The sequence below is a fragment of the Albidovulum aestuarii genome (assembly GCF_029961185.1).
GTDB lineage: Bacteria > Pseudomonadota > Alphaproteobacteria > Rhodobacterales > Rhodobacteraceae > Albidovulum > Albidovulum aestuarii.
In genome coordinates this window covers 191,284-214,914 of sequence record NZ_JASBQQ010000008.1, presented here as the reverse complement: position 1 = coordinate 214,914, position 23,631 = coordinate 191,284, and the positions used below count along the sequence as shown (strand labels likewise).

Below are 23,631 nucleotides of genomic sequence, written 5' to 3'. Positions count from 1 at the left end.
GTTCAGTCCTTTTCGTAGAGACGGCCAAGAAACCCGAGGATCGGGGTCAGGAAAAGCTGCGGCTCTTCCAGCAGGCCAAGATGTTGCAGGCGCGGGACGATGATCACCTCCGCCCCTTCGATTTCATCGCCGATACCGCGCGACATGGCGGGGGTGCTGCCCGTGTCATTCTCGCAGGTCATCACCAGCGTCGGGTGCATGATCGGAGGGGCAGGGCGGATCAGTTCCACCACGCCTGAGGCCAGGACCTGCCGGTGCCGGGTGTAGTTGTTCGGGTCATTGGCCAGCACCGTCCCGCGCACCCAATCTACCGTTTTCACATTGCTCGCACGAAAGCCCGGCGTGAACCAGCGTTCCAGCGTTTCGGCGATCGTCGCGCCGGGCCCGCCCGCACCTGTCGCTGCCGCGCGTTCCTCGACAAGGCGCTGGGCTTCGGTCGAGCGTTCATGCGGGGAATTCAGGATCACCAGCGCGTCGCAGCGGTCGGGGTGATCCATCGCGAAGCGGCGGTTGATCATGCCGCCCAGCGAAAAGCCGATCAACGTGGCGTGCGGAATGGAAAGCGCATCCATCAGTTCGCGAAGCTGGTCGGCAAGCACCGTCAGGCTTGGCACCCGGTCGGGCAGGGCGCTTTCGCCGTGTCCGCAGAGGTCATAGCTCAGCACCCGGTAGTCCCGCGCCAGAACCGGCACGAAATCCGACCATGTCGCACGGCTTAGTCCAAGCCCGTGGATCAGGACAAGGACCGGCGCATCGGCCGGTCCTGTCAGGTCATAAGCGGTGCCTCCGGCCATCATGCCTCAGACACCCGCCGGGTTGTCGACATCGCGGCCCATTTCCTTCAGGTCCTGATAGCGGTCGCCGATACGGTGCAGCGGATGGCCGCCAATGGAGGCGCCGAGCGCCACGATGATCTCATCCTCTGCCGGGGCGTCCTGCACGGAAAGATGGATCGTCTGATAATGCGAGCGGCGCCCGCCATCGTCCTTGTCCATCAGCGGGATCATCAGCGACGTGCCGGCCGCGCCGCGCGTGTTGGTGAAGGCGAGATAGGTCTTGGCCTTCACCGCGTCGCGGAACTGGTTGCCGAACCACAAGGAATGGGTCAGCGCCTGTGCATGCTCGATCTCGCCGCCCATGCCGACGACCGACGCCTTGCCGTAGCCTTCCAGCCTGTCGCCGGTGACATCAAGGATCATTCCGGTCAGCAGTTTGCCGATCTCGGGCCCGATATCGCGCACTTCGGGGCTCAGGTCCTCGACCCAGCCGCGCCCGTGCCATGGGTTCTTGATGATGACCATGGCCGCGATCAGCTTCGTAGGCTCGGGCACGCCCTTGCCGCCTTCGATATGGGTGGTCTGGATATTGAGGATCGTCCGTCGGATTTCGGCGGGCATTCATATGTCCTTTCAGGCGTCTTCTTTGACTTTGGCAAAGGCCGGGATGACCTCTTGGCAGAACAGCTCCATTGAGCGTTTCTGTTCGGCATGGCCAAGGCCGAGGCTCGCGTAGTAGATGAAACTGTCCACGCCACGGTCCTCATAGCCCTTCAGCCGGTCGATGATCTGGTCGGGTGTGCCGAACATCAGATTGTCGGACAGCATCTGCGGATCGTATTCGGCGCGGTTTTCCAGCTCTTCCAGCGGGATCTGTTTGGCAAAGCCGTTCTTCACATCGCCGAGATTCTTGAAGAGGTTTTCGAACTGCGACAACTGCCGCTTGGCCGCGGCAATAGGCACCCCGATCTGGTCGGCGCGATCCACCAGCGCGGTATGGCGCATCATCGCGATCTCCGGGCGTTTCTTGCCCGGATGTTTGGCCAGCGCGTCGTTCAGGCGTTCAAGATAAAGATCGACCTCGGACATCGGACGGGTCAGCGGCCAGGACATGATGTTGTAACCATGCTCGACCGCGTAGTCGAAGGTGATCGGCGCGCGGGCGGCGACCCAGATCGGAACCTGTTTCTGCACCGGTTTCGGCACGGAGGTTGATTTCGGGAACTGCCAGAATTCGCCGTTATGTTCGTAGTCCCCAGCCCAGAGCGCCTTCACCGCTGGCAGCATCTCGTGCATGTAGCGCCAGGCGTCGGATTGCTTGAGACCCGGATGCATGCGGTCGAATTCACGCTGATAGGCGCCCGAACCGATGCCGAATTCCAGCCGCCCGCCGGTCAGAAGGTCGGTCATCGCCGCCTCTCCGGCCAGCCGGATCGGCGTCCAGTAGGGAGCGACGGCGACAGCGGTGCCCAGACGGATACGGTCGGTATGATCGCCCCACCATGTCAGGATCTGAAACGGGTTCGGCGCGATGGTCATCTCCATCGCGTGGTGCTCGGCGGCCCATGCGATCTCGAACCCCGCGCGGTCGGCCATCTGGACCATTTCCAGTGTGTGGCGGGCGACATCCTTCATGTCGAGGCTGTCGTCGATCCGCTCCATGTTGATGGCGAGTTGGAATTTCATCTTGCTCTCCGTTGAATGGGCTCAGCGCGCCACGAACTGGCTGCCAAGGGGGGTGTCCGAGGTGTTCATCCAGACGGTCTTTGGCCGTGTATAGTCATAGACCGCCTGAAATCCGCTTTCGCGGCCATAGCCAGAATTCTTCATGCCGCCGAACTCGGCGATGGGGGACACGGCGCGGTAGGTGTTGACCCAGACGATGCCCGCCTTGACCGCATCCACCATCCGGTGGGCGCGGGCGCCATTGCGGGTGAAGATACCCGCCGCCAGCCCGTGTTCGGTGTGGTTGGCCAGCCGCACCGCCTCGGCCTCGTCCCTGAAGCGCAGCACCGACAGGACCGGGCCGAAAAGCTCGGTATCGACGATGCGCAGGTCGGGGTTCGGGCAGTCGATGATCGTGGGGGCGTAGAACCGGCCCGGCAGATCCGCGACACGGTGGCCGCCGCAGACAAGCCGACCGCCCTCGGTCTGGGCATGGGCCACCTCGCGTTCGATGTTTTCCAACTGCCCCTCGGTGCAGATCGGCCCCATTTCGGTTTCCTCGGCCAGAGGATTGCCGATGCGGATCGTGCCTGCGATCTTGGCCATGCGGGCGAGGAAGTCGTCGGCGATGGCGTCATGCAGCAGAAGCCGCGAGCCCGCGACACAGCTTTGACCCGCCGCGCCGAAAATGCCCGAGACCGCGCCGTTCACAGCACTGTGGATATCGGCGTCGTCAAAGACGATGAAGGGCGACTTTCCGCCGAGTTCCAGCGAGACCTCGGCGAAATTGTTGGTGGAGTTGGTCAGGATATGCCGCGCCGCATTGGGGCCGCCGGTGAAGGAGATGCGCGCCACTTTCGGATGCGAGGTCAGGACCCGCCCGCAGGGATCGCCATGGCCGGTGATGATGTTGACGACGCCGGGCGGGATGCCTGCCTCTTCGATCAGCTCGCCGAATTCCAGCATCGCGGCCGAGGCGAATTCGGAGGCTTTCAGAACCACCGTATTGCCTGCGGCCAAAGCCGGGCCGATCTTCACCGCTGACAGAAACAGCTGCGAATTCCATGGCACCACGGCGGCAATGACACCCAGGGGCTCGCGCTTGGTGAAGACGAAGAGGTCGGGCTTGTCGATCGGCAGCGTTTCGCCATGGATCTTGTCGGCGGCACCGGCATAGAAGTGAAAGAATTCCGAGATGTACTTCGCCTGCCAGCGGGTTTCCTTGAACATCTTGCCGGTGTCGATGCTTTCGATCCGGCCCAGATCCTCGGACCTCTCAGCCAGAAGGTCGCCCAGACGCCGCAGGCAATGGCCGCGCTGGGTTGGCGTCATCGCCTTCCACGGACCGGTGGAAAAGGCACGATCCGCCGAGGCAACGGCGCGGTTCACATCCGCTGCCGTCGCCTCGGGGATACGTGCCCAGACAGCGCCCGTGGCGGGATTGACGCTGTCGAAAGTCTTTCCGTCCGATGCTGCGACCCATTCTCCGTCGATCAGCATCCTGTAGGTCTTGATATCGCTCATGAAGGCTCTTTCTCAGGAAATGCGCACCGGTGCGGCATCGCGGACGACGCGGTGATAGGCGCCATCAAGATAGGTCAGCGGCTGGTCCATACCTTCGCGCACTGTCGCGATGCGAATGATGAAGATGCGGTGGCTGCCCGACAGGACTGATTGTTCGACGCTTCCGGCGAAGATCGTGGCCCCGTCAATCTGCGGCGCGGCACCGGGGCGACCGAAACACTCGATGCCGGAAAAGCGGTCCTCCAGCCAAGTGTCGTCCTTGCCCGCGAAGCGGTCGGCGATGGCCCGGCTTTCGGACGGCAGGACGTTGACGCAAAGCTGACCGTTTGCTTCCACCGCCTGCGCGATCCGGCTGTCGGCCCGCAGGCAGACAAGGATCGTCGGCGGATCGGCTGACACGGAAGTGAATGCGCTGACAGTCGCGCCGTGGCGGCCAGCAACGCCGTCGGTCGTTACCACCGTCACGCTGCTTGCAACCATCCGCATCGCCCGGATGAACGCATCGCGTGGAACTTCAGTCCCGGCTTTTTGCTGGCAGGCAGGCATGGCTCGTTTTCCCGTTCGTCTCTGTCGCCAGAAAAACCTGCCAGAGTCGAATGCATTTGAAAAACGAATTGTTTGGAAGCATTAATGCAAAAAAATCGAACCATAAGGGGTGCGAATGAACATCGTGACGCTTCAGACATTTCTGACCATCGTCGAGACCGGATCGCTGGTGCGGGCTTCGGAAAAGCTGAACGTCACGCAATCGACGGTCACGGCGCGGCTGCGCGGGCTGGAGGAAACCCTGGGTCAAACCTTACTCAACCGCCAGAAATCCGGTGCCACGCTGACCCCGGCGGGAACCAAACTTCTGCGCTATGCCGAGATCATGACCGGTCTCTGGCGTCAGGCACGGCAGGAAACCTCGTTACCTAAAGGGGTCACGTCGGTCTGCAATTTCGGGTGTCATGTTGATCTTTGGCCTGGTCCGGGCCGCTCCTTTTTCGAGGCGGTCAACCGGCTCAGTCCCACCATGGCATTGGCCGCTAGCCAGGGTGAGCATGAGGCGCTGGAGCGGCAGCTTGGCTCCGGTCTGGTCGACGTGGCGATGACTTACCGGCCTTCGGTCCACGGTAACCGCACCATCCATGCGCTCAAGCCTGAACGGCTGGTTCTTTACGCAACCCGGCCCGATAACCCGATCCGTTTCACGCCGGACTACATCTATGTCGATCTGGGCGAGGAATACCGCGACCAGCATGCCGCCACTTATGCCGATGCGGGGATCTCGCGCGTCAGTTTTGACAGTGCGATCTGGGCGCTTGATTTCCTTTTGGCCAATGGCGGGTCGGCCTACCTGCCCGACCGGCTGGCGGCGCCGCACCTTGCGTCCGGCACCATATTCGAGATCGGCGCGGCACCGGTATTCACGCGCAACACTTATCTGGTTGTAAACGACCATGCCGCAACGGGATGGGACTGGTTGCCGGACCTTGTCCGCGAACTGGCGGAATAGGCCCAATCCGCACCTTCGAAATATCCATATCGGGAATTTCGATTTTTCTATTCGAAAATAATCATTTTGCAGATGTTTGGAGGCCCGCAATACTCAGGCTTGTGACAGGAAGGAAGCCGCTCGACGGCGTCGGGATGATACCGCGCCGTCATGACCTGATTGGGGGACAGGCAGTTATCAGGCCGCTGGGAGATGTCTCTATTCTGGCCATTGGCAATCTGTCCGCACGGTCAGGGTCCCGGGAGAAAACCCAAGAATAACTGGCCCCGACGGCTCATCCTTTCTACCATCCGGTTAATGACCGGCACGGAAACAACAGCGAGAGGGAACAATAAAATGAACTATATCAAACTCCTGGGCGGCACGGTTCTCGGGTCGACCATGATGGTTGGAACGGCCGCGATGGCTGCCGACATCGTGATCGGCGTGCCGAACTGGCCCTCGGTCAGCGCCGAGGCAAACATTCTTAAGGTGATTATCGAGGACAATCTTGGTCTTGAAGTCGAGCTTCAGAACGGCACCAACCCGATTGTGTTCGAGGCGATGGATTCCGGTTCGATGCAGGCGCACCCCGAGGTCTGGCTTCCGAACCAGCAGAACCTTCACGACACGTTTGTGAAGGAAAAGGGCACCGTTGCGATGAACCCGCACGGGGTTGAGGCATTTCAGGGCATGTGCGTCGACAAGGCCACCGCGGACGCGCATGACATCCGCTCCATCGACGATCTGACGAAGCCCGAGATCGCGGCCCTCTTCGACAGCGACGGCAATGGCCGTGGCGAGGTCTGGATCGGCGCGCCGGGCTGGGCTTCGACCAATGTGGAGCAGGTCCGGGCAAAATCCTACGGCTATGACCAGACCATGGACCAGACTCAGAGCGATGAGACACTGGCCTATGCCGCACTTGCGACGGCGATCGACACCGGCAAGCCCTGGGTCGGCTTCTGCTATACGCCGCACTACGTCTTTGCGTTGCATGAGCTTCAGGTTCTTGAGGAGCCGCCGCACGATCCGTCGAACTGGGATGTGAAGCAGCCCACCGACGACCCGAACTGGCTGGAGAACTCCACTGCCGCCAGCGCCTGGGACAGCGCCTATCTGCACATCCACTACCAGAAGGCGCTGGAAGAAACGCACCCGGATGTGGCGGCACTCTTCGCCAATGCCGAATGGACGACGGAAGAGGTCAGTGACATGACCTTCGCCCTTGTCATCGACAAGAAGGAAGCGGCCGACTACGCCAAGGACTGGGTCGCGGCGAACGAGGATCGTGTGATAGGCTGGCTCGCCAACTGATCCCCCGTATCAACGAAACCAAGACCGGCCGCCGGTTCCAGCCGGCGGCCGTTGAACTCCCGGGGGGATGATATGGCCGAACCAGTCGTCAGACTTTCAAATGTCTGGAAGGTCTTCGGGACACGCGCTGCCGAAGCGATGCAGGCGATCAGGGCCGAGGGATTGGGCAAGCCCGAAGTTCTGAAGCGGTTCCAGTGCGTTGTCGGTGTGCAGGACGCCAGTTTCGAAGTGCCGCGCGGAGAGATTTTCTGCATCATGGGCCTGTCGGGATCGGGCAAGTCGACGCTGGTCCGCCATGTCAATCGCCTGATCGCGCCGACCTCCGGTCAGATCGAAATCCTGGGCCGCGACATCTCCAGCCTGAACGAACGCGAGTTGCGTGAGGTGCGGGCCAAGCAGATCGGCATGGTCTTTCAGCATATGGCGCTGATGCCGCATCGCTCGGTTCGCGATAATGTCGCCTATCCCCTGGAAATCCGCAAAGTCGCCAAGTCGCGGCGTTGGGCCATCTCGGACCATGCGCTCGGTCTGGTGAACCTGACGGGATACGAGGACCGGCTGCCCAAGGAACTCTCTGGCGGCATGCAGCAGCGCGTGGGGATCGCCCGTGCACTGGCCTCCGACCCTGAAATCCTTCTGATGGACGAACCCTTCTCGGCGCTCGACCCGCTGATCCGGTTGCAATTGCAGGACCAGTTCAAGGCGCTGGTCGCCCAGCTTCAGAAGACCACGCTCTTCATTACCCATGACCTAGATGAGGCGATCCGCATCGGCCACCGGATCGCGATCATGAAGGATGGCGTGATCGTCCAGATCGGCACGCCGGAAGAGATCGTGATGAACCCCGCCGACGATTACGTGCGCGAATTCGTCAAAGGGATCTCCAAGCTGAAACTTGTGAAGGCGCATTCCATCATGCAGCCCATGGACAGCCACAAGGGCCCGCTGGACGGTGCGCCGCGTGCCGATGAGGGTGCCGATCTAGACCAGCTTATCAATCTGTCGGTGGCGACCGACCTGCCCGTTGTGATCACCGAGGCGGGCCGTGATGTCGGCATCGTCACCAAACCGCAACTTCTGCGCGGCATTCAGGGGGGCAAGGATGACTGACACCACACAAGAGCTGAAGGTCACCGCCGCCTCTGACATCGCCGTCGATCACGAGGCGCTCGACGCTTCGATCCGAGAATTTGCAGGACCAAACGGCGACACCTACGTCACGGCCTTCCACAAGATCCACAATGCGACGGGCTGGATGCCGCCCACCTTCAACATATGGGCTGCATTACTCGGCCCGCTCTGGGCTGCGGCGCGGGGTGTCTGGGGCATGTTCTGGGGGTTCCTGATCCTTGAGATGATCGCATGGGTACAACTCGGACGCGGCCTGTGGGGCAATCCCGGCGCTGCTTTCCTCGATCGGGCTGAAACCCAATCGGCGCGTGCGGCGGAGTTCCTGCAGCGGGCCGAGGCGGCAAAGGCGGCGGGCGAGGACCCGGCGCGATTCGAAAAACTTGCCGCAAATCTCACCAAGGCCGCCGAGGACAGTCTGGCACAGGGACAGGCCGCCTCTTCCGAGGCTATGGGCATCCTGCTCACCGGCCTTGCCCTTCTGCTGATCGTCAAGCTGGTGCAGGGCTTTTTCGGCAATTCGGTCTATGAACGGCAGTATTCCCGCTGGCGCATCACGCCCGGTTCCGTCGAAAACGGACGCAGGACCAAAAACATTGTTCTCGGCCTCTTCCTCGTCGCCGCCATTGCACCCCTGACCGTCTATAAGTTCACCGTGGCGAGCCCCTCGGAGCTTCTGAACGTCTTCCCCGAAAAGGAGGTTTCGCAGGTCTTCCTGGGCGAGGGCAATGCCACGCTCTTCTCCACAATCGCGAACTGGCTAGAGGCGCGGATTGATGAAACCGCCCGCGCCGGGGCGGATGTGTTTGACGGGGTCACGGCGGGGGTCCGCTCGGTCCTGAACACGCTGACCGTCGCGCTCTCCGGCACGCCCTGGCCGGTCGTGATGCTGGTCATCTGCGTCACCGCCTGGCGCGCGGCGGGACCGCGCGTGGCGATCTTCACCGCCGCTTCGCTCGCCTATATCGCGATGCTGGGCTACTGGGAGGTTGCGATGGAAACCGTGGCGCTCGTCGGCGCCGCCGTCGTGATCTGCGTCGCCTTCGGAATTCCCCTGGGCATCTGGTTCGGCAAGTCGCAACGCGCCTACAGGGCGGCGGAACCGGTTCTGGACCTGATGCAGACGCTGCCCGCCTTCGTATACCTGATCCCGATCATCGCCTTCTTCGGCACCGGAAACCCGCCGGGCATCCTTGCCACGATCATCTTCGGCATGCCGCCGGTGATCCGCCTGACAGCGCTCGGCATGCAGGGCGTGCCCGAAAGCATCAAGGAAGCCGCAACCGCCTTCGGCGCCTCGCGCTTTCAGCTTCTGAAGGATGTAGAAGTGCCGCTGGCGTTGCCGTCGATCATGGCGGGCGTCAACCAGACGATCCTGATGTGCCTGTCGATGGTCGTCATCATCTCGTTGATCGGCGGCGGCGGGCTCGGCAAGGTCATCCTCGAGGCGCTGCAATACGCCGCCAAGGGGCCGGGCCTTCTGGGCGGCTTCGCCATCCTCTTCTGCGCGATGGTCATCGACCGCATCGTTCAGGGCGCATTCCGGCGCGAGGATCTGAAACAGTAGGTTCGGATCGGCGCCGGGTAAGCTCTCGCAAACGCCAAGACGGCGGAATATGATCCTGAACACGACCAATGTCGCCCCACCGGGTATTGAGCGACATCAAGGCAGGCCATGACGAAGTGCCTTCCAATGCGGGCGAAAGGCGCGCAGATGGAGCAACCTGTTTTCAAGCTGTCCGGTGTGACGAAAGTCTACGATACCGGCAAGGTGAAGGTCCGGGCGCTGGATGGCGTCGACCTTGAGCTTTTTCCGCACGAAATTGCGGTGCTCCTTGGACCGTCCGGTTCAGGGAAGTCCACCCTCTTGAACATTCTCGGTGGGCTCGATCAGGTCACGGACGGTCAGGTCTGGTTCCGCGATACCGAGCTTACCGGAATGGGCGACCGCCAGTTGACCGCGTATCGGCGCGATCATGTCGGGTTCGTCTTTCAGTTCTACAATCTCGTCGCCTCGCTGACCGCGCGCGAAAATGTGCAGCTGGTGACGGATGTTTCACGCGATCCGATGACACCTGCCGAGGCGTTGTCGCTGGTGGGTCTCGAGCCCCGGCTTGACCATTTTCCGGCCGAATTGTCGGGGGGCGAGCAGCAGCGCGTGGCCATCGCCCGCGCTATTGCCAAGAGGCCCGAGGTGCTGCTTTGCGATGAGCCGACCGGTGCCCTCGACAGCAAGACCGGGGTTCAGGTTCTGGAAGCGCTGAAAACCGTCAATGAACAGCTTGGCACGGCCACCATCGTTATTACGCATAATGCGATGATCCGGAAAATGGCGCATCGCGTGTTGCGGTTTCAGGACGGTCGCATTGGTTCGGTCGAGGTCAACGATACCCGGATCGCCCCGTCGGAGATCGAATGGTGATGCACGCGCTCGACCGGAAACTCCTGCGCGACTTCGTCCGCCTCTGGGCGCAGGCGCTGGCGATTGCGCTTGTATTGGCCTGCGGTGTGGCAGCCCTTCTGATGTCTTTCGGCATGTATCAGGCGATGGGCGACAGCCGCGATGCGTATTATGAACGTAACCGCTTTGCCGATATCTGGGCGCCCGCCCGACGTGCGCCGATATCGCTTCTGCCCGAAATTGCCGCCATTCCCGGCATCCGCAGCGTTGAGGCGCGAACCGAGGGGCTGGTCACGCTCGATCTGCCGGGACGGGAAGAAACGGCGGTTGGTCAGATCATTTCGCTGCCCATGTCAGGCGAGATGTTTCTGAACTTACCGATCCTGCGCTCGGGCCGTATGCCAGATCCCGATTCCGATGCAGAAGTCGCGGTTAACGAACCCTTTGCCATCGCCAATGGCTACCAAGCGGGGGACAGTTTCTTCGCCAACATCAACGGCACACGGCGGGAACTGACGATCACCGGCACCCTGCTGTCACCCGAGTTCATCTATGCGCTTGGCCCCGGTGCCCTTATGCCTGACAAGGAGGGGTTCGCGGTCATCTGGATGCCCGAACGCGCGGTTCAGGCAGCCTTTGACATGACGGGGGCGTTCAACAGCCTGACCATCGGTCTTTATGCCGGTGCGCGCGAGGACGAGGTCATCGATCGGCTGGACGCCATTCTTGAACGCTACGGGACGACCGGGGCCTATGGGCGCGACCGCCAGATATCGGACAGTTTCGTCTCATCGGAACTAGATCAGCTCTGGACCATGACGATTGTCCTGCCGCCGATCTTCTTCGGCGTCGCGGCGTTCCTGGTGAACATGGTGCTGGGCCGGATCGTGGCGCTTGAGCGGTCGGAAATCGGGCTTCTCAAGGCGCTTGGATACTCCAACACCGCAATCGCGATGCATTACCAGATGCTCGCAGTGTTGACGGCAGTGGTCGGCATTCTTGTCGGCTGGGCCTTTGGCGCATGGCTGGCCCATGGATTGGCGACGCTTTATGCCAAGTTCTTCAACTTTCCCTATCTGATCTTTCGCGGTTCATGGGCGGTTTACGCTGTTTCGGGCCTGATTGGGCTGGCTTCGGCGGCATTTGGAGCGTTGCGCGTGGCGCTCAGGGCGGCGCGCTTGCCGCCCGCCGTGGCGATGCAGCCCCCTGCACCGCCCCGCTTCCGGCGTGGAATCATCGACCGGACGCTGGCGCGGCTGAAGCTTTCGCAGCCGATGATGATGATCATCCGTTCCATTACCCGATGGCCGATACGTGCGGCGTCGAATGCGCTGGGCCTTTCAATGGCGGTTGCTGTTCTCGGGGCGGCCAGTTTCTTTGACGATGCGCTCAACAAGATGCTGGACACCACATTCAACCTCGCCAACCGGCAGGATGCGGTGCTGATCTTTGCAGAGAACTTACCGGAAGCTGCGCTCGACAATCTCAAAGCACTGCCCGGTGCGCTGCAGATTGAAGGGCAACTCAGCGAATCCGTGCTGCTGCGCAACGGCCATCTGGAAAAACACACCGCACTGGAAGCCCGCCGTCCCGATGCTGACCTATCGCGCGTCATCGGCGGATCGGGACGTGTCATGGCTGCTCCGCCAGGTGGGCTGGTCCTGTCCGAACGGCTTGCGGAACAGCTGGCCCTGACGGTCGGTGATGATGTGGAGGTTGAGTTTCTCTCTGGTCGGCGCGAGATGGTGACGCTGCCGATCACGGGTACGATTTCGCAATATATCGGCCTCTCTGCCTATGCCGATTTTGAGATGCTGAACGCGCTTCGCAGACAGGCGCCACAGATATCCGTTGCCAATCTGACGCTGAACGAGGATGAAAAGCTGGCCTTCCACAAAGCGCTCAGCCAGATGCCAGTCCTCGCCGGAACCGCGATGCTGACAGATATGCGCCGGTCGTTCGAAGACACGATCCAGCAGAACATCAACATCACCGCGACGGTCTATATCGTCATAGCCGTGCTGATCACCGTGGGCGTTACCTACAACAGCGCCCGCATCCAGCTGTCGGAGCGCGCCCGTGAACTGGCGAGCCTTCGGATCCTCGGGTTTTCGCGCGGCGAGGTGTCGTTTATTCTGGTGGGCGAGACGATGCTGCTTGCGGTTCTGGCCCAGCCTTTCGGCTGGCTTGCCGGATTCGGTATTGCCTGGGCATTTACGCAAGGGGTCAACAGTGACCTGTATGAGATCCCCCTTGTGATCAGTCCAGCCACCTTCGCCCGCGCAAGCCTTATCGTCCTTTTGACCGCTTTGGCCTCGGCGCTGATCGTGCGGCGGCGCATCGACCGGCTCGACCTCGTTGCCGTCATGAAAACAAGGGAGTGAACCCATGGGTCTGCAACCACGCCACTACATCATAGGTATCGTGGGGGCTGGTGTCCTTGTCGGCCTCGGCTGGCTCACCTTCCGTACCGAGCCGGTGCCGATCGATCTGGCGGAGGTCCGGCGCGCGCCGATGACGGTCACCGTAAATGCCGAAGGAGAAACCCGCATTCGGGATATCTTCGAAGTCTCGGCGCCGATTTCGGGCACGGTGCAACGTGCGCCGGTGGAGGTCGGTGACCCCGTGATCAAGGGGGAAACGGTAGTTGCCGTGGTCGAACCCGCCGCACCCGCGTTCCTCGATACCCGTGCGCGCGAGCAGGCCGAGGCCGCGGTGCGTGAGGCCGAGGCGGCGCTGAGGCTGGCCGAGGCGCAGTTGCGGCAAGCCGATGAAGAGCTTGCCCATGCCACGAGCACACATGCCCGGGCCAAGGCGCTCGCTGAACGCGGTGTTTCGTCCCTGACCCAGCTTGAGGATGCGACACAGATCCTGTCGATCCGCCTTGCCGCACAGGAGGCCGCGCAATCGGGCGTAGAGATGTCGATGAGTGCGCTTCAGCGCGCCCGCGCAGCGCTGATTGAACCCGGATCGGCCATCGGCCGGGGCGAAACCTGCTGCGTCACCCTTCGCGCGCCGATCACCGGCACGGTTCTGTCCGTCGATATCGTCAGCGCGGGGCCGGTTACCGCAGGTACCCGCCTCGTCTCGATCGGCAGGATGGACGATCTGGAAATCGTTGCTGATTTGCTTTCAGCGGATGCCATTGGTCTCGAACCGGGTGCCCGCGCAATTGTCGATCGCTGGGGTGGACCGGTTCCGCTTGAGGCAAGCCTGCGGTCGCTTGCACCGACCGCAAAGACAAAGGTCTCGGCCCTCGGCATCGAAGAACAGCGCGTCGATGCGACGTTCGATTTTGTGTCTCCACCCGAGGCGCGGGCGAGTCTTGGGGATCGCTACGCCGTCTATCTGCGGATCGTGACCTGGGAAGAAGACGACGCGCTGCAAGTACCGCTATCGGCTTTATTCCGGCGTAAAGGGAACTGGGCGGTATTCCGTGTCGACAATGACAGGGCGGTTCTGGCGCAGGTCAAAATCGGTCACCGCAACAGTGAGACGGCCGAGGTCGTGGACGGTCTTGAAGGCGGGGACCGGGTTATTCTGCATCCGTCGGACGAAATTCAGGACGCAGGATATGTCACCGAGCGAACCGGGTCCCGATGACAGGCCGCCGCCTGTTCGTCCTGTACATGCAACCAGAAACGCCTAAGCCGCCATACGCCGAACGCGTCAATGGCGGCTTCGCTGTTTGCCTGCGGGCCTTCAGATCAGCCCGGCTTACTGCTCTCTGCCTCAGAGGCCGAGGCGCATCACCGTGGCGATCTTCATGTCGCCGAAGCCGTTGAAGCGGGTATTGGTCGCGGTCGAATAGGCACCCATGCCGGAGAAGATGAGGAAATCGCCCTCCTCCAGATCGCCCGGCAGGTCGACTTCGCCCGGCAGACGGTCGACGCTGTCGCAGGTCGGTCCAAAGATCACACGCGGCTGGGCTTCCCCGTCGCGCTGCACGCCTTCCGGCGACACGACGGCGATGCGGTCGATGATGCCGGTGATCGGCAGCTCATCGAGGTTGCCGTAGGTGCCGTCGTTCAGGAACACATGCTCGCCATCGCGCAGACCCTTGATGCGGGCGGCCAGCGTGAAGCTTTCGGCAACCAGAGCGCGTCCCGGTTCGCAGACGAGTGCGGGCGGTTCGCCGTCGAACGCATCCTGCGCCACACGGCCGATCAGTTCAAAGATCGCGTCAAGCTGCGGGATCTCGGTCGACAGGCGATGCGACGGGAAGCCACCACCGACGTTCAGACGGCGCGCTTTCACCCCGGCATTGGTGCAGATTTCGGCCGCGGCGCGCAGATAGGCGTCCCATGCCATCGGATCGGTGCACTGGGTGCCCGGATGGAAGGTCAGCGACGGGATGAAGCCCGCTTCGGCAACGGTGGCCAGCAGTTCCGTCGCCAGTTCCACGGTGGCGCCGAACTTGGCGCCGAAATTGTAGGCGGCACCCGCAACGGGCAGCTTGAAACGCACGGAGATTTCAGCGCCTTCGGCAGGCACGATCTCAATCAGCTTCTGAAGCTCGGTCCGGCTGTCCACCGAATAGGACTTCACGCCCATCTCAACCGCATAGGCGATCTCGTGCCGGCCGCGCACCGGGTTGTGGTAGTGCAAAGCGGCCGTGGGCGCGAGGCGGCGCACCATCTCGATCTCGGCGGGCGAGGCCACATCAAATCCCTGAATGCCTGCGGCAACGAGGTTCTGGATTACCATCTCCTCGGGGTTCGACTTGACCGCATAGGTCACAAGCCCCGGAAAGCCGTCAATAAACCGACGCGCACTGGCCTGCAGCACCGACGGGGCGAAAAACATCACCGGGTTGAGCGGTTGTTCGATACGAAGGAATTCGGACGGATTCGCCCAGATCATCTTAGAGAGCCCCATCGGCGGTTACCCTTGCCAACAAGGCGCAGCCACCTTTTGCCCGGGCATACCGGTTGGAAAGCGCTTACGCATTTGACCAAACCAGGTAAGGTGCGTATGAGCCGCCCTTTGCCTGAACGAAGTTCGGGGGATATGGAGCACATTTCTACCGATCAAAAGAGTAGAAATGCTTGACGTTGTCGTTAAAATGACGAAAACGACAATCAAACTGCCGGTGTTGCCAAATGGACGATCTCGACCGCTCAATCCTCGGGTTTCTCGGCTCCGATGCCCGGGTCTCCGTCGCGACACTCGCGCGGCGGCTGAAAGTTGCCCGTTCCACCATTCAGGCGCGGCTGGAGCGGCTGGAGACGACGGGCGTCATCGCGGGCTATACCGTCAAGCTGGGCGAAGCCGCGCGGCAGGCCCGAATCCGGGCGACCGTCCTGCTGACGATCGAACCCCGCGCGCAGGCCAATGTGCTGAGCCGCCTTAAAGCGATACCGGAGGTGGAGCGGGTCCACACGACCTCGGGTCGCGTCGATTTCCTGCTTCAAGTCGCGGCCCCGTCGACCACCGTGCTTGACGGCGTACTTGACCAGATCGGCGAGATGACCGGCGTGAAGGGTTCCGAAAGTCTCATCCATCTTTCGACGAAGTTCGACCGCGCCGTCTGATCCTCCGTCCCTTGCAATTGCACGTCCCGGGGCGCAGGCTGATTGTGCGCCCCGGCAGAGGGCGAGCGAACACGGGAGGAAGAGATGGCCAAGCCGAAACGCGGCAAACCCTGCTGGTATGAGCTGTCCACCGCCGACCCCAACGCGGCAGGGCATTTCTATGCCCATGTCATGGGCTGGAGCCTTGCCGATTCCGGTATGGAAGGTATGGACTACCGCCTTGCACGGGCGGGCGTCGACATGGTCGCCGGGATCATGGCCTCGCAGCCGGGCACGCCGCCAGCATGGATGTTCTATGTCACTGTGACCAATTGCGACAAAGCGGCAAAGGATATCGTCAAAGCGGGCGGTTCAATCGTCTACGGCCCGGCCGACATCCCCGGCACCGGCCGCTTCGCAGCCGCCATGGACCCGCAGGGGGCCGCGTTCGGTATCCTCCAGATGCTTGAGGACGACGGCCGCGCCTTCGATCAGAAGGCGACGGGCCATGGCTGCTGGCACGAATTGATGACCTCCGACCCCGAGGCTGCGCTGGCCTTCTATGGCAAGCTCTTTGGCTGGAAGTCGGGCGATACGCATCTGATGGGACCGGGCATGACCTATCAGCTTTTCCGTCATGGTAAGGCCGATATCGGCGGAATGATGAAGCTGATGCCCGACATGCCGGGGCCGGGCACGCCATTCTGGCTGCCCTATTTCGGTACCGACGGGGTTCAGGCGGCCATCGCCCGCACGGCGGAAGCAGGTGGGCAGGTTCTTCACGGGCCGGTGGAGGTGCCGGGCGGTGCCTTCATCATGGGTGCCCGCGATCCGCAGGGCGCGATGTTCGCACTGGTCGGGCCGAAGTAACGCGGTCGGGAAACGAGGTTCGTTCGTTTTGACACCGTATTGCCGGATTACTCCTGCGCTGCGTCTGCCACTTTCGAAATGTCCAGAGACCCGTCGGACTCAAGGGGCCAGAACGGGTTCATCGCCACTTCCCAGACATGGCCATCAGGGTCGGCGTAATATCCAGAGTAGCCGCCCCAGAAGACTTTCTCTGGCTTCTTCAGTGGCGCGGCGCCCGCCGCGCCCGCCTGCTCCCAAGCAGCATCCACCTCGGCCTCGGTCGTGAAGTTCTGGGCCAGCGTCATCGCTCCGGTCCCAAGCCTTACTCCGGGTCTGCCCTGATCCTTTGCAAGTGCCTCGCGGCCAAAGAGGCCCAGAACCGCACCGTGAATCTGGAAAAACACTACTTCGTCCAATGCTGCGGTCGGAACCCAGCCAAGCGATTCATAAAATGCGCGCGACCGGGCCAGGTCATCGACGCCAAGGGTGATCAGGGTGACACGTTGCGGGGTCATGCGATGTTCCTTTCCTCGGTGATTGAAAGGCCGCCGCTGTCAGACACCTCAAAGCCTTGCGCTCGCGCACCGAGGCCCTCGAAAAGCTCAATCCCGGTTCCGGTCATAAAAGCCTGCGCACCCATCGCGCAGATCTCGTCATAAAGCGCCGCGCGGCGACCAGCGTCGAGATGGGCCGCCACCTCGTCCAGAAGAAGGATCGGCGGCGCGCCGAAATCTTCAGCCAGCGCGCGGCCATTGGCAAGGATAAGCGAGATCAGAAGCGCTTTCTGTTCGCCGGTCGAGGCCTGTGCGGCGGGCATGCCCTTGGCGGCATAGACGGCGCCCAGGTCTGCGCGATGGGGGCCGGTCAGCGTGCGTCCGGCCGCCATGTCTCGGGATCGACCGGCGGCGAAAGCGTCAGCCAGCACCGCTGCGTCAAACGGAAAATCCTCTCCATCCGGCCCAAGGATCGTAAGGTCCGCTGCAGGAAAAGCGGTTTCTGCACCATCTTGTGCAGCGGCAACCCGGGCGATGGCGGCAGCACGGTTTGATTGTATCACAGCCCCTGCCTCAGCCATCTGAGATTCCAGCGCGCCGTACCAGCCCGCGTCGCGCACCTCATCACGCAACAGACGGTTGCGTTCGCGCATCGCTTTTTCATAGGTCAACACAGCCTCGGCATGGCTTGGCACGAAGGACAAGGTCATTCGGTCCAAAAAACGTCGCCGCCCCTCGGCGCCTTCGATCCAGAGTCGGTCCATTGCGGGCACCAGCCAGAGCATCCGGGCAATACGCCCCAAAGCCGCCTGTGCGGCAGATTTACCGTCGATGATGACCGTCCGACTTTCTCCCGGTTCGGCAAAGGTTTCGATCTCGTGGTGCTGATACAGGCTCTCAAGCCCGGCCTTCAGTTTCCAGCCCAATGATTCCGGCCGCCGCGCAACCTCGTCCGGCGCGGCCCGGCGCAATCCACGGCCCGGCGACAGAAACGAAACCGCCTCGAGAATATTGGTCTTACCCGCCCCGTTCGGCCCGAAGATCGCCACCGGGCGACCGTCGAACGTCATTTCCGTTCGACGGTGCGACCGGAAATGCGACAGGAGGAGCGATGTGACATGAAGTCCCGGCAAGATCCTTCAGCCCTTCATCTTGCCAAAAATGCTCCCGTCTGAGGTCCCGGCGAAGCCGGATCAGACACGCATCGGCATCACGACATAGACGGCAGACGTATCATTGCCTTCGCGCATCAAAGTCGGATCGCCCGAGGAGTTGAAGAGGAATACCGCGTTTTCTCGATCGACCTGGCTGGCGATCTCCAGCAGGTACTTCGCGTTAAAGCCGATCTCCAGCCGCTCATCGCCATAGGCTACGGCCAGTTCCTCTTCCGCCGCGCCGGCATCGGGGGCGTTGACCGACAGAACCAGCCGGTCCTCGTCAAGCTGCAGCTTCACCGCGCGCGAGCGTTCCGACGACACGGTCGCGACCCGGTCCACGGCCTTGGCAAACTCAGCCGCATCAACCTCCAGCCGTTTGGTGTTGCCTGTGGGGATGACGCGCGAATAATCGGGGAAGGTGCCGTCGATGACCTTCGAGGTCAGCGTGATCAGAGGCGTGGCGAAGCGCACCTTGGTTTCCGACACCGACACCGCGATCTGCGCCTCGTCATCGTCCAGAAGCTTGCGCAGCTCGCCCACGGTCTTGCGCGGCACGATCACGCCCGGCATGTTCGCGGCCCCGTCGGGCAGAGTGGCATCGATCCGGGCCAGCCGGTGGCCGTCAGTCGCGACGCAGCGCAAAGCCTTGCCACTCTCACCGTCGGCAACGTGCATATAGACGCCGTTCAGGTAGTACCGAGTTTCCTCGGTGGAGATCGCGAATTTAGACTTGTCAAACAGACGCCGAAGCACCGGCGCGGGAGCCGAGAAATTCGCCGTATATTCCGAGGACGCCATGACCGGGAAATCTTCCTTCGGCAGCGTCGCAAGCGAGAAGGTCGACCGACCCGCTTCCACGGTCAGCCTTCCGGCGGCGCTGTCGTCGGTCAGCGAGACGAGCGCGCCGTCGGGCAGCTTGCGCACAATCTCATGCAGCATCACCGCCGAGACGGTGGTCGCGCCCGCGCGGTCCACCTTGGCATCGGCCTTGTCCACAACCTCGATATCGAGGTCGGTGGCGCGGAAGCTGACCGTGCCGCCTTCTGCCTCGATCAGCACATTTGCCAGGATCGGAATCGTATTGCGCCGTTCCACGACCGATTGCGCCTGACCGACCGCTTTGAGAAGCGTTGCGCGCTCGATGCTGATCTTCATATCTGCCCCCTGAGATGGCCCGGGAGGGGAAAGTTAGCAACTTTCCCCGCAGGCTCAAGAATTTTCGGGAATGTCCAATGGAATGACCGGAGGGTCAAGGCCGGTTTCGGCCTTGACCTAGCGGTCGAGGAGGCGGCGCAACAGGTCGATGTCCTCGGCCAGCTGGCTGTCGGTGGCTTTCAGTTCCTCGACCTTGCGCACACCATGCATGATCGTTGTGTGGTCGCGCCCGCCAAAGCGGCGGCCGATATCCGGCAGCGACCGGGTGGTCAGTGTCTTGGAAAGATACATTGCCACCTGACGCGGACGGGCGATGGTGCGCACCCGCTTTGGCCCGATCATGTCGGACAGACGGATGTTGTAATGCTCGGCCACCTTGCGCTGGATATCCTCGATCGTGACCTTGCGGTCCGAGGCGCGCAGGATGTCCGAGAGGCAGTCCTGTGCCAGTTCCAGCGTGATCTCGCGACCGACGAGCGAGGCGAAAGCAAAAAGCCGGGTCAGGGCACCTTCCAGCACGCGGACATTGGTGCTGATCCGATGGGCAAGGAACTCCAGCACGCCGTTGGCAAGCGTCAGGCCGGGATACTGACCACGATAGAATTCCACCTTTTGCTGCAGGATGCCCAGCCGCAATTCGTAGTCGGTCGGATGCAGATCGACGACCAGACCGCATTGTAGGCGGCTCTTGATCCGTTCTTCCAGATCCTTGATCTCGCCCGGCGCGCGGTCGGCGGAAATGACGATCTGTTTGTTCTGGTCAACAAGCGCGTTGAACGTGTGGAAGAATTCCTCCTGCGTCGATTCCTTGCCCGCGATGAACTGGACGTCATCGACCATGAGGACATCGACTGAGCGGAACATTTCCTTGAAATCCATGATCTGCTTTTCGCGCAGGGCCTGCACGAAGCGGTACATGAACTGTTCGGCCGAAAGGTAGAGGACGCGCAGGTCGGGATGGCGGGCCTGAAGCTCATGCGCGATGGCATGCATCAGGTGCGTCTTGCCGAGCCCGACGCCGCCATAGAGGAACAGGGGGTTGAAGGTGACCGGCCCGCCTTCGGCCACGCGGCGCGCGGCGGCATGGGCCAGTTCGTTCGGCTTGCCGACGACAAAACTGTCGAAGGTGAACCGTGCGTCGAGAGGGGCGCCCGGAAGGTCAATATCGTCATTGCTCCGGGATTGCGCGCGCGATGTACGCTTGGCGCGGGGCTCGGACGGTTTTGCAGCGGCAGCCCGATGAGTAGCGACGTGAAATTCGACACGCTCGACGGCCTCGCCCGCTTTCTCCAGATGCTGACGAATCTGTTCGGCGAAGTTGCGTGACACCCAGTCGCGCATGAACTTGGTCGGAGCCTCAACGCGGGCGATGCCGCCCTTCAATTCCGCCAGCTTGAGCGGTTCGATCCAGGTAGAAAAATTGTTCTTTCCGACTGATTTAAGAAGTTCATCGCGTACCTGCCCCCAGGATTCTTCGGTCATCGCTGTTTATCCAGTCTTTCGTCGCTGTCCCGCACTGCAGCCGTGCCGGCTTCTTTTGATCGACGATTCTCATTCGCCGCATCAGCAAACACCGACCAGAACACGGAACTCGAATTCCGGTTCTGACCGCTTCCGCCGGAAGCGCGGGTATCCTGGACATGGCAGCAAGTGAACCGCCCGAACACTTCAGGCAATTCAATAACTTATCTGACAGTCGGCAGTATTTGCCGACCTTCAGACGAACCATCGCGTTGACACTGCCAACACGATTGGAGAACCGTTCAGGAAGCAGCTCCTGCCCGACCCCCGTGGTAACCGCATGTCCCCCCAAGACGACGTGAATCGCACAAGGACGCTAGCAAGGCTGCCGCAGAGGCCGCAACAGAACTTCTCGCTTGACTCAAACTTTGGCGGACCGAATCCGGTTGCATGTGCAAATCGGGCACAGGTGACGTTACGCAAACGCCCAAACGAAAAGGGCGCAACGCAAGGTTACGCCCATAACTCAATGACTTAGCGTAAGATCAGGCCGAGAGGGCCTTAACGCGGGCCGCGAGGCGCGACATCTTGCGCGCGGCAGTGTTCTTGTGAACGACACCCTTGGTGACACCGCGGGCCAGTTCCGGCTGGGCTTCGCGCAGAGCAGCTGCCGCCGATTCCTGATTGCCAGAGGCGAGCGCCTCTTCAACCTTGCGCAGGAAGGTCCGAATCCGCGAACGGCGGGCTTTGTTTACATCTTGACGACGCTCGGCTTGACGGGCGCGTTTTTTGGACTGGGGCGTATTGGCCATATGTGGTTTCCCAACTTCCGGGTTTGTTTCGATACCTAAGCGCGACAAAACCCGGGTTCCCAGTGAACCGGTCGATTCCAGCCTGAGCGGGCTCCACGCGCATGTGACCGCGCCCCCTTAAGGGAAAACGCGGGCAAAGAAAAGAGGTTTTCAGCGGTCGCGGAACTGCGGTTGGCGCTTTTCGAGGAAAGCACCCATGCCTTCCTTCTGATCCTCGGTCGCAAACAGCGCGTGGAAGAGACGGCGTTCGAAAAGCACGCCCTCGCGAAGCGTCGTCTCATAGCTGCGGTTGACCGCCTCTTTTACCGCCATCGCGGTCAGCGCCGATTTCTCGGTGATCTTGCGGGCGGTGGCCATCGCTTCGGAAATCAGCTTGTTGGCGGGCACGACGCGGCTGACAAGACCGGAACGCTCAGCCTCGGCCGCATCCATGAAACGCCCGGTCAGATGCATGTCCATCGACTTCGACTTGCCGACAAAGCGGGTCAGGCGCTGTGTGCCGCCGATGCCCGCGACCACGCCCAGATTGATCTCGGGCTGGCCGAATTTCGCCGTATCGGCCGCGATGATGAAGTCGCACATCATGGCCAGTTCGCAACCACCGCCCAATGCATACCCTGCCACGGCGGCGATGATCGGCTTGCGGCAGCGCAGGAAATCTTCGGTGTTGGTGCCGAACAGATCGTCGGTGAAGGCGTCGACAAAACTTTTCTCCGACATCTCCTTGATATCGGCGCCCGCGGCAAAGGCCTTGTCTGATCCGGTGATGACGATGCAACGCACCTTGTCATTCGCATCAGCGGCCGCAACGGCCTCGCCCAGTTCAGCCAGAAGCGCTGAGTTCAATGCGTTCAACGCATCGGGCCGGTTCAGACGAATAAGGGCGACGTAGTCTTCGATCTCGACGATCAAGGTCTCGTAAGCCATAGAGAAGGGCCTTTCAGATGGTGCGGGCACGAGTCCTATCAGTCCGAACGGCGGGATCAAGTCATCTTTGGCAACGCGCACAGAAGAAGGTGGATCGTCCGGACTGTACAATACGTCCGATCGTGCCGTTGCAACCCTCGGTCGGACAGGGCGCGTTTTCGCGGTCATAGACCCTGAAATTGTGCTGGAAGTAGCCGAGCTCCCCGTCCGCCTGACGGTAGTCGCGAAGGCTTGACCCACCCGCCTCGATGGCTTCCAGTAAGACCTCGCGGATGATCGGGACGAGCCTGGCCACGCGGCTTTGTGTGATTGCACCGGCCTTTCGGCGCGGGTCGATTCCCGCGCGGTGCAGCACTTCGCAGACATAGATATTGCCAAGCCCGGCGACGACCTTCTGATCCAACAGCGCGGATTTGACCGCAGTGTTCCGGCCGCGGAATCGCTGGGTGAGGTAATCCTCATTGAACACGTTTCCGAGTGGTTCCGGCCCGATATCGCGGAGGAGCCAGTGAGTATCGGCCCCTGCCGTTTCCATCATGTCCATCGCCCCGAAACGACGGGCATCGTTGAAGGTGATACGCGCGCCGCCTTCCATGTCCAGAACGACATGGTCGTGTTTGGCCGGGGCGGGGTGGTCGTAATGGAATTCACCCAGTGTCACGCCCGAGATCAACATCCTCCCCGACATGCCGAGATGGATGAGCAAGGTTTCTCCGGTCGAGAGGTCGGCAAGGATGTACTTTGACCGCCGCCTGAGCCCCAGAACCCGCGCGCCGGTCAGGCGGTCGGCCATGCGTTCGGGAAAAGGAAAGCGCAGATCGGGACGGTTGACGGTCGCCCGGTTGATCACGCGCCCTTCCATCGCTGGCAGCAGGCCGCGTCGGACGGTTTCAACCTCGGGAAGCTCTGGCATTCCGGCAACAGTCCTTTCCGCCGCATTGTCTCTGCGGCCAAGGCTTCTATAAGAAGGGCGAA

General features: G+C 61.7%; 22 protein-coding genes. 9 read left to right on the top strand and 13 right to left on the bottom strand.

Features of this window, described 5'->3' with window-relative positions:
• Positions 1 to 2: 2 nt before the first annotated feature.
• Genes QKW60_RS17230 through QKW60_RS17210 form a run of 5 tightly spaced genes read right to left on the bottom strand, consistent with a single transcriptional unit; the run spans position 3 to position 4,511 of the window.
• Entirely contained in the window at positions 3 to 794 is a 792-nt protein-coding gene (locus QKW60_RS17230) for an alpha/beta fold hydrolase (RefSeq protein WP_282370476.1), read from the bottom strand.
• Positions 795 to 800: 6 nt separating this feature from the next.
• On the bottom strand, positions 801 to 1,397 hold the full coding sequence (locus QKW60_RS17225; protein ID WP_282370475.1) for an amino acid synthesis family protein: 597 nt from the start codon (positions 1,395 to 1,397) through the stop codon (positions 801 to 803).
• Between the two features lie 12 nt (positions 1,398 to 1,409).
• Positions 1,410 to 2,462 carry an LLM class flavin-dependent oxidoreductase gene (locus QKW60_RS17220; protein WP_282370474.1) on the bottom strand — a complete coding sequence of 351 codons (1,053 nt, stop codon included), beginning with the start codon at positions 2,460 to 2,462 and terminating at the stop codon, positions 1,410 to 1,412.
• A 21-nt stretch (positions 2,463 to 2,483) separates the two neighbouring features.
• Positions 2,484 to 3,965 (bottom strand): aldehyde dehydrogenase, encoded by a 1,482-nt coding sequence (locus tag QKW60_RS17215; RefSeq protein WP_282370473.1) that lies wholly within the window; start codon positions 3,963 to 3,965, stop codon positions 2,484 to 2,486.
• Positions 3,966 to 3,977: 12 nt separating this feature from the next.
• Positions 3,978 to 4,511 carry a flavin reductase family protein gene (locus QKW60_RS17210; protein ID WP_282370472.1) on the bottom strand — a complete coding sequence of 178 codons (534 nt, stop codon included), beginning with the start codon at positions 4,509 to 4,511 and terminating at the stop codon, positions 3,978 to 3,980.
• A 115-nt stretch (positions 4,512 to 4,626) separates the two neighbouring features.
• On the opposite strand from QKW60_RS17210, the gene QKW60_RS17205 reads away from it, so the two are divergent.
• From QKW60_RS17205 to QKW60_RS17175, 7 genes are all read left to right on the top strand, one after another.
• On the top strand, positions 4,627 to 5,463 hold the full coding sequence (locus QKW60_RS17205; protein WP_282370471.1) for a LysR family transcriptional regulator: 837 nt from the start codon (positions 4,627 to 4,629) through the stop codon (positions 5,461 to 5,463).
• 336 nt (positions 5,464 to 5,799) lie between these two features.
• Positions 5,800 to 6,759 (top strand): ABC transporter substrate-binding protein, encoded by a 960-nt coding sequence (locus tag QKW60_RS17200; RefSeq protein ID WP_282370470.1) that lies wholly within the window; start codon positions 5,800 to 5,802, stop codon positions 6,757 to 6,759.
• 72 nt (positions 6,760 to 6,831) lie between these two features.
• Positions 6,832 to 7,869, top strand: coding sequence for a quaternary amine ABC transporter ATP-binding protein (locus QKW60_RS17195; RefSeq protein ID WP_282370469.1), 1,038 nt, complete (start codon positions 6,832 to 6,834; stop codon positions 7,867 to 7,869).
• Positions 7,862 to 9,454, top strand: coding sequence for an ABC transporter permease (locus QKW60_RS17190; RefSeq protein ID WP_282370468.1), 1,593 nt, complete (start codon positions 7,862 to 7,864; stop codon positions 9,452 to 9,454). The genes QKW60_RS17195 and QKW60_RS17190 overlap by 8 nt, the downstream gene beginning before the upstream one ends.
• 126 nt (positions 9,455 to 9,580) lie before the next feature.
• Entirely contained in the window at positions 9,581 to 10,309 is a 729-nt protein-coding gene (locus QKW60_RS17185; RefSeq protein WP_419762700.1) for an ABC transporter ATP-binding protein, read from the top strand.
• Entirely contained in the window at positions 10,303 to 12,672 is a 2,370-nt protein-coding gene (locus QKW60_RS17180) for an ABC transporter permease (protein WP_282370467.1), read from the top strand. The genes QKW60_RS17185 and QKW60_RS17180 overlap by 7 nt, the downstream gene beginning before the upstream one ends.
• A 4-nt stretch (positions 12,673 to 12,676) precedes the next feature.
• Positions 12,677 to 13,891, top strand: a complete 1,215-nt coding sequence (locus tag QKW60_RS17175) for an efflux RND transporter periplasmic adaptor subunit (protein ID WP_282370466.1) — start codon at positions 12,677 to 12,679, stop codon at positions 13,889 to 13,891.
• Between the two features lie 129 nt (positions 13,892 to 14,020).
• On the opposite strand, the gene QKW60_RS17170 is transcribed toward QKW60_RS17175, so the two are convergent.
• A complete protein-coding gene (locus QKW60_RS17170) occupies positions 14,021 to 15,166 on the bottom strand; it encodes a type III PLP-dependent enzyme (protein WP_282370465.1) in 1,146 nt (381 codons plus the stop codon).
• A 224-nt stretch (positions 15,167 to 15,390) separates the two neighbouring features.
• Between QKW60_RS17170 and QKW60_RS17165 the strand changes: the two genes are divergently transcribed.
• Together QKW60_RS17165 and QKW60_RS17160 are read left to right on the top strand one after the other, a co-directional pair.
• Entirely contained in the window at positions 15,391 to 15,822 is a 432-nt protein-coding gene (locus QKW60_RS17165; RefSeq protein WP_263739664.1) for an Lrp/AsnC family transcriptional regulator, read from the top strand.
• A gap of 84 nt (positions 15,823 to 15,906) precedes the next feature.
• A complete protein-coding gene (locus tag QKW60_RS17160; protein WP_282370464.1) occupies positions 15,907 to 16,671 on the top strand; it encodes a VOC family protein in 765 nt (254 codons plus the stop codon).
• 47 nt (positions 16,672 to 16,718) lie between these two features.
• On the opposite strand, the gene QKW60_RS17155 is transcribed toward QKW60_RS17160, so the two are convergent.
• The 7 genes from QKW60_RS17155 to mutM all read right to left on the bottom strand — a co-directional run bounded on the left by QKW60_RS17155 (position 16,719) and on the right by mutM (position 23,569).
• On the bottom strand, positions 16,719 to 17,165 hold the full coding sequence (locus QKW60_RS17155) for a VOC family protein (RefSeq protein ID WP_282370463.1): 447 nt from the start codon (positions 17,163 to 17,165) through the stop codon (positions 16,719 to 16,721).
• Positions 17,162 to 18,277: a DNA replication/repair protein RecF gene (gene recF / locus QKW60_RS17150; protein ID WP_282370462.1), complete on the bottom strand. Its 1,116-nt coding sequence runs from the start codon at positions 18,275 to 18,277 to the stop codon at positions 17,162 to 17,164. The genes QKW60_RS17155 and recF overlap by 4 nt, the downstream gene beginning before the upstream one ends.
• Positions 18,278 to 18,337: 60 nt before the next feature.
• The gene (dnaN, locus tag QKW60_RS17145) at positions 18,338 to 19,456 is read right to left on the bottom strand and encodes a DNA polymerase III subunit beta (RefSeq protein ID WP_282370461.1); all 1,119 of its coding nucleotides are present in this window, start codon (positions 19,454 to 19,456) and stop codon (positions 18,338 to 18,340) included.
• 117 nt (positions 19,457 to 19,573) lie between these two features.
• On the bottom strand, positions 19,574 to 20,938 hold the full coding sequence (gene dnaA / locus QKW60_RS17140; RefSeq protein WP_282370460.1) for a chromosomal replication initiator protein DnaA: 1,365 nt from the start codon (positions 20,936 to 20,938) through the stop codon (positions 19,574 to 19,576).
• Positions 20,939 to 21,462: 524 nt separating this feature from the next.
• A complete protein-coding gene (gene rpsT, locus QKW60_RS17135) occupies positions 21,463 to 21,729 on the bottom strand; it encodes a 30S ribosomal protein S20 (RefSeq protein ID WP_263739658.1) in 267 nt (88 codons plus the stop codon).
• Between the two features lie 150 nt (positions 21,730 to 21,879).
• Positions 21,880 to 22,656 (bottom strand): enoyl-CoA hydratase, encoded by a 777-nt coding sequence (locus QKW60_RS17130; protein WP_282370458.1) that lies wholly within the window; start codon positions 22,654 to 22,656, stop codon positions 21,880 to 21,882.
• A 61-nt stretch (positions 22,657 to 22,717) separates the two neighbouring features.
• The gene (gene mutM / locus QKW60_RS17125; protein ID WP_282370457.1) at positions 22,718 to 23,569 is read right to left on the bottom strand and encodes a bifunctional DNA-formamidopyrimidine glycosylase/DNA-(apurinic or apyrimidinic site) lyase; all 852 of its coding nucleotides are present in this window, start codon (positions 23,567 to 23,569) and stop codon (positions 22,718 to 22,720) included.
• Positions 23,570 to 23,631: the final 62 nt, after the last annotated feature.

Excerpts from the sequence above, each read along its gene's own strand:
- QKW60_RS17215 (WP_282370473.1), bottom strand. The coding sequence starts at position 3,965 with ATGAGCGATATCAAGACCTACAGGATGCTGATCGACGGAGAATGGGTC.
- mutM (WP_282370457.1), bottom strand. The coding sequence starts at position 23,569 with ATGCCAGAGCTTCCCGAGGTTGAAACCGTCCGACGCGGCCTGCTGCCA.
- rpsT (WP_263739658.1), bottom strand. The coding sequence starts at position 21,729 with ATGGCCAATACGCCCCAGTCCAAAAAACGCGCCCGTCAAGCCGAGCGT.
- QKW60_RS17205 (WP_282370471.1), top strand. The coding sequence starts at position 4,627 with ATGAACATCGTGACGCTTCAGACATTTCTGACCATCGTCGAGACCGGA.
- QKW60_RS17155 (WP_282370463.1), bottom strand. The coding sequence starts at position 17,165 with ATGACCCCGCAACGTGTCACCCTGATCACCCTTGGCGTCGATGACCTG.
- QKW60_RS17225 (WP_282370475.1), bottom strand. The coding sequence starts at position 1,397 with ATGCCCGCCGAAATCCGACGGACGATCCTCAATATCCAGACCACCCAT.
- QKW60_RS17130 (WP_282370458.1), bottom strand. The coding sequence starts at position 22,656 with ATGGCTTACGAGACCTTGATCGTCGAGATCGAAGACTACGTCGCCCTT.
- QKW60_RS17160 (WP_282370464.1), top strand. The coding sequence starts at position 15,907 with ATGGCCAAGCCGAAACGCGGCAAACCCTGCTGGTATGAGCTGTCCACC.
- dnaN (WP_282370461.1), bottom strand. The coding sequence starts at position 19,456 with ATGAAGATCAGCATCGAGCGCGCAACGCTTCTCAAAGCGGTCGGTCAG.
- QKW60_RS17210 (WP_282370472.1), bottom strand. The coding sequence starts at position 4,511 with ATGCCTGCCTGCCAGCAAAAAGCCGGGACTGAAGTTCCACGCGATGCG.
- QKW60_RS17195 (WP_282370469.1), top strand. The coding sequence starts at position 6,832 with ATGGCCGAACCAGTCGTCAGACTTTCAAATGTCTGGAAGGTCTTCGGG.
- QKW60_RS17230 (WP_282370476.1), bottom strand. The coding sequence starts at position 794 with ATGGCCGGAGGCACCGCTTATGACCTGACAGGACCGGCCGATGCGCCG.
- QKW60_RS17220 (WP_282370474.1), bottom strand. The coding sequence starts at position 2,462 with ATGAAATTCCAACTCGCCATCAACATGGAGCGGATCGACGACAGCCTC.
- QKW60_RS17165 (WP_263739664.1), top strand. The coding sequence starts at position 15,391 with ATGGACGATCTCGACCGCTCAATCCTCGGGTTTCTCGGCTCCGATGCC.
- QKW60_RS17200 (WP_282370470.1), top strand. The coding sequence starts at position 5,800 with ATGAACTATATCAAACTCCTGGGCGGCACGGTTCTCGGGTCGACCATG.
- QKW60_RS17190 (WP_282370468.1), top strand. The coding sequence starts at position 7,862 with ATGACTGACACCACACAAGAGCTGAAGGTCACCGCCGCCTCTGACATC.
- QKW60_RS17175 (WP_282370466.1), top strand. The coding sequence starts at position 12,677 with ATGGGTCTGCAACCACGCCACTACATCATAGGTATCGTGGGGGCTGGT.
- dnaA (WP_282370460.1), bottom strand. The coding sequence starts at position 20,938 with ATGACCGAAGAATCCTGGGGGCAGGTACGCGATGAACTTCTTAAATCA.
- QKW60_RS17170 (WP_282370465.1), bottom strand. The coding sequence starts at position 15,166 with ATGGGGCTCTCTAAGATGATCTGGGCGAATCCGTCCGAATTCCTTCGT.
- QKW60_RS17180 (WP_282370467.1), top strand. The coding sequence starts at position 10,303 with ATGGTGATGCACGCGCTCGACCGGAAACTCCTGCGCGACTTCGTCCGC.
- QKW60_RS17185 (WP_419762700.1), top strand. The coding sequence starts at position 9,581 with ATGCGGGCGAAAGGCGCGCAGATGGAGCAACCTGTTTTCAAGCTGTCC.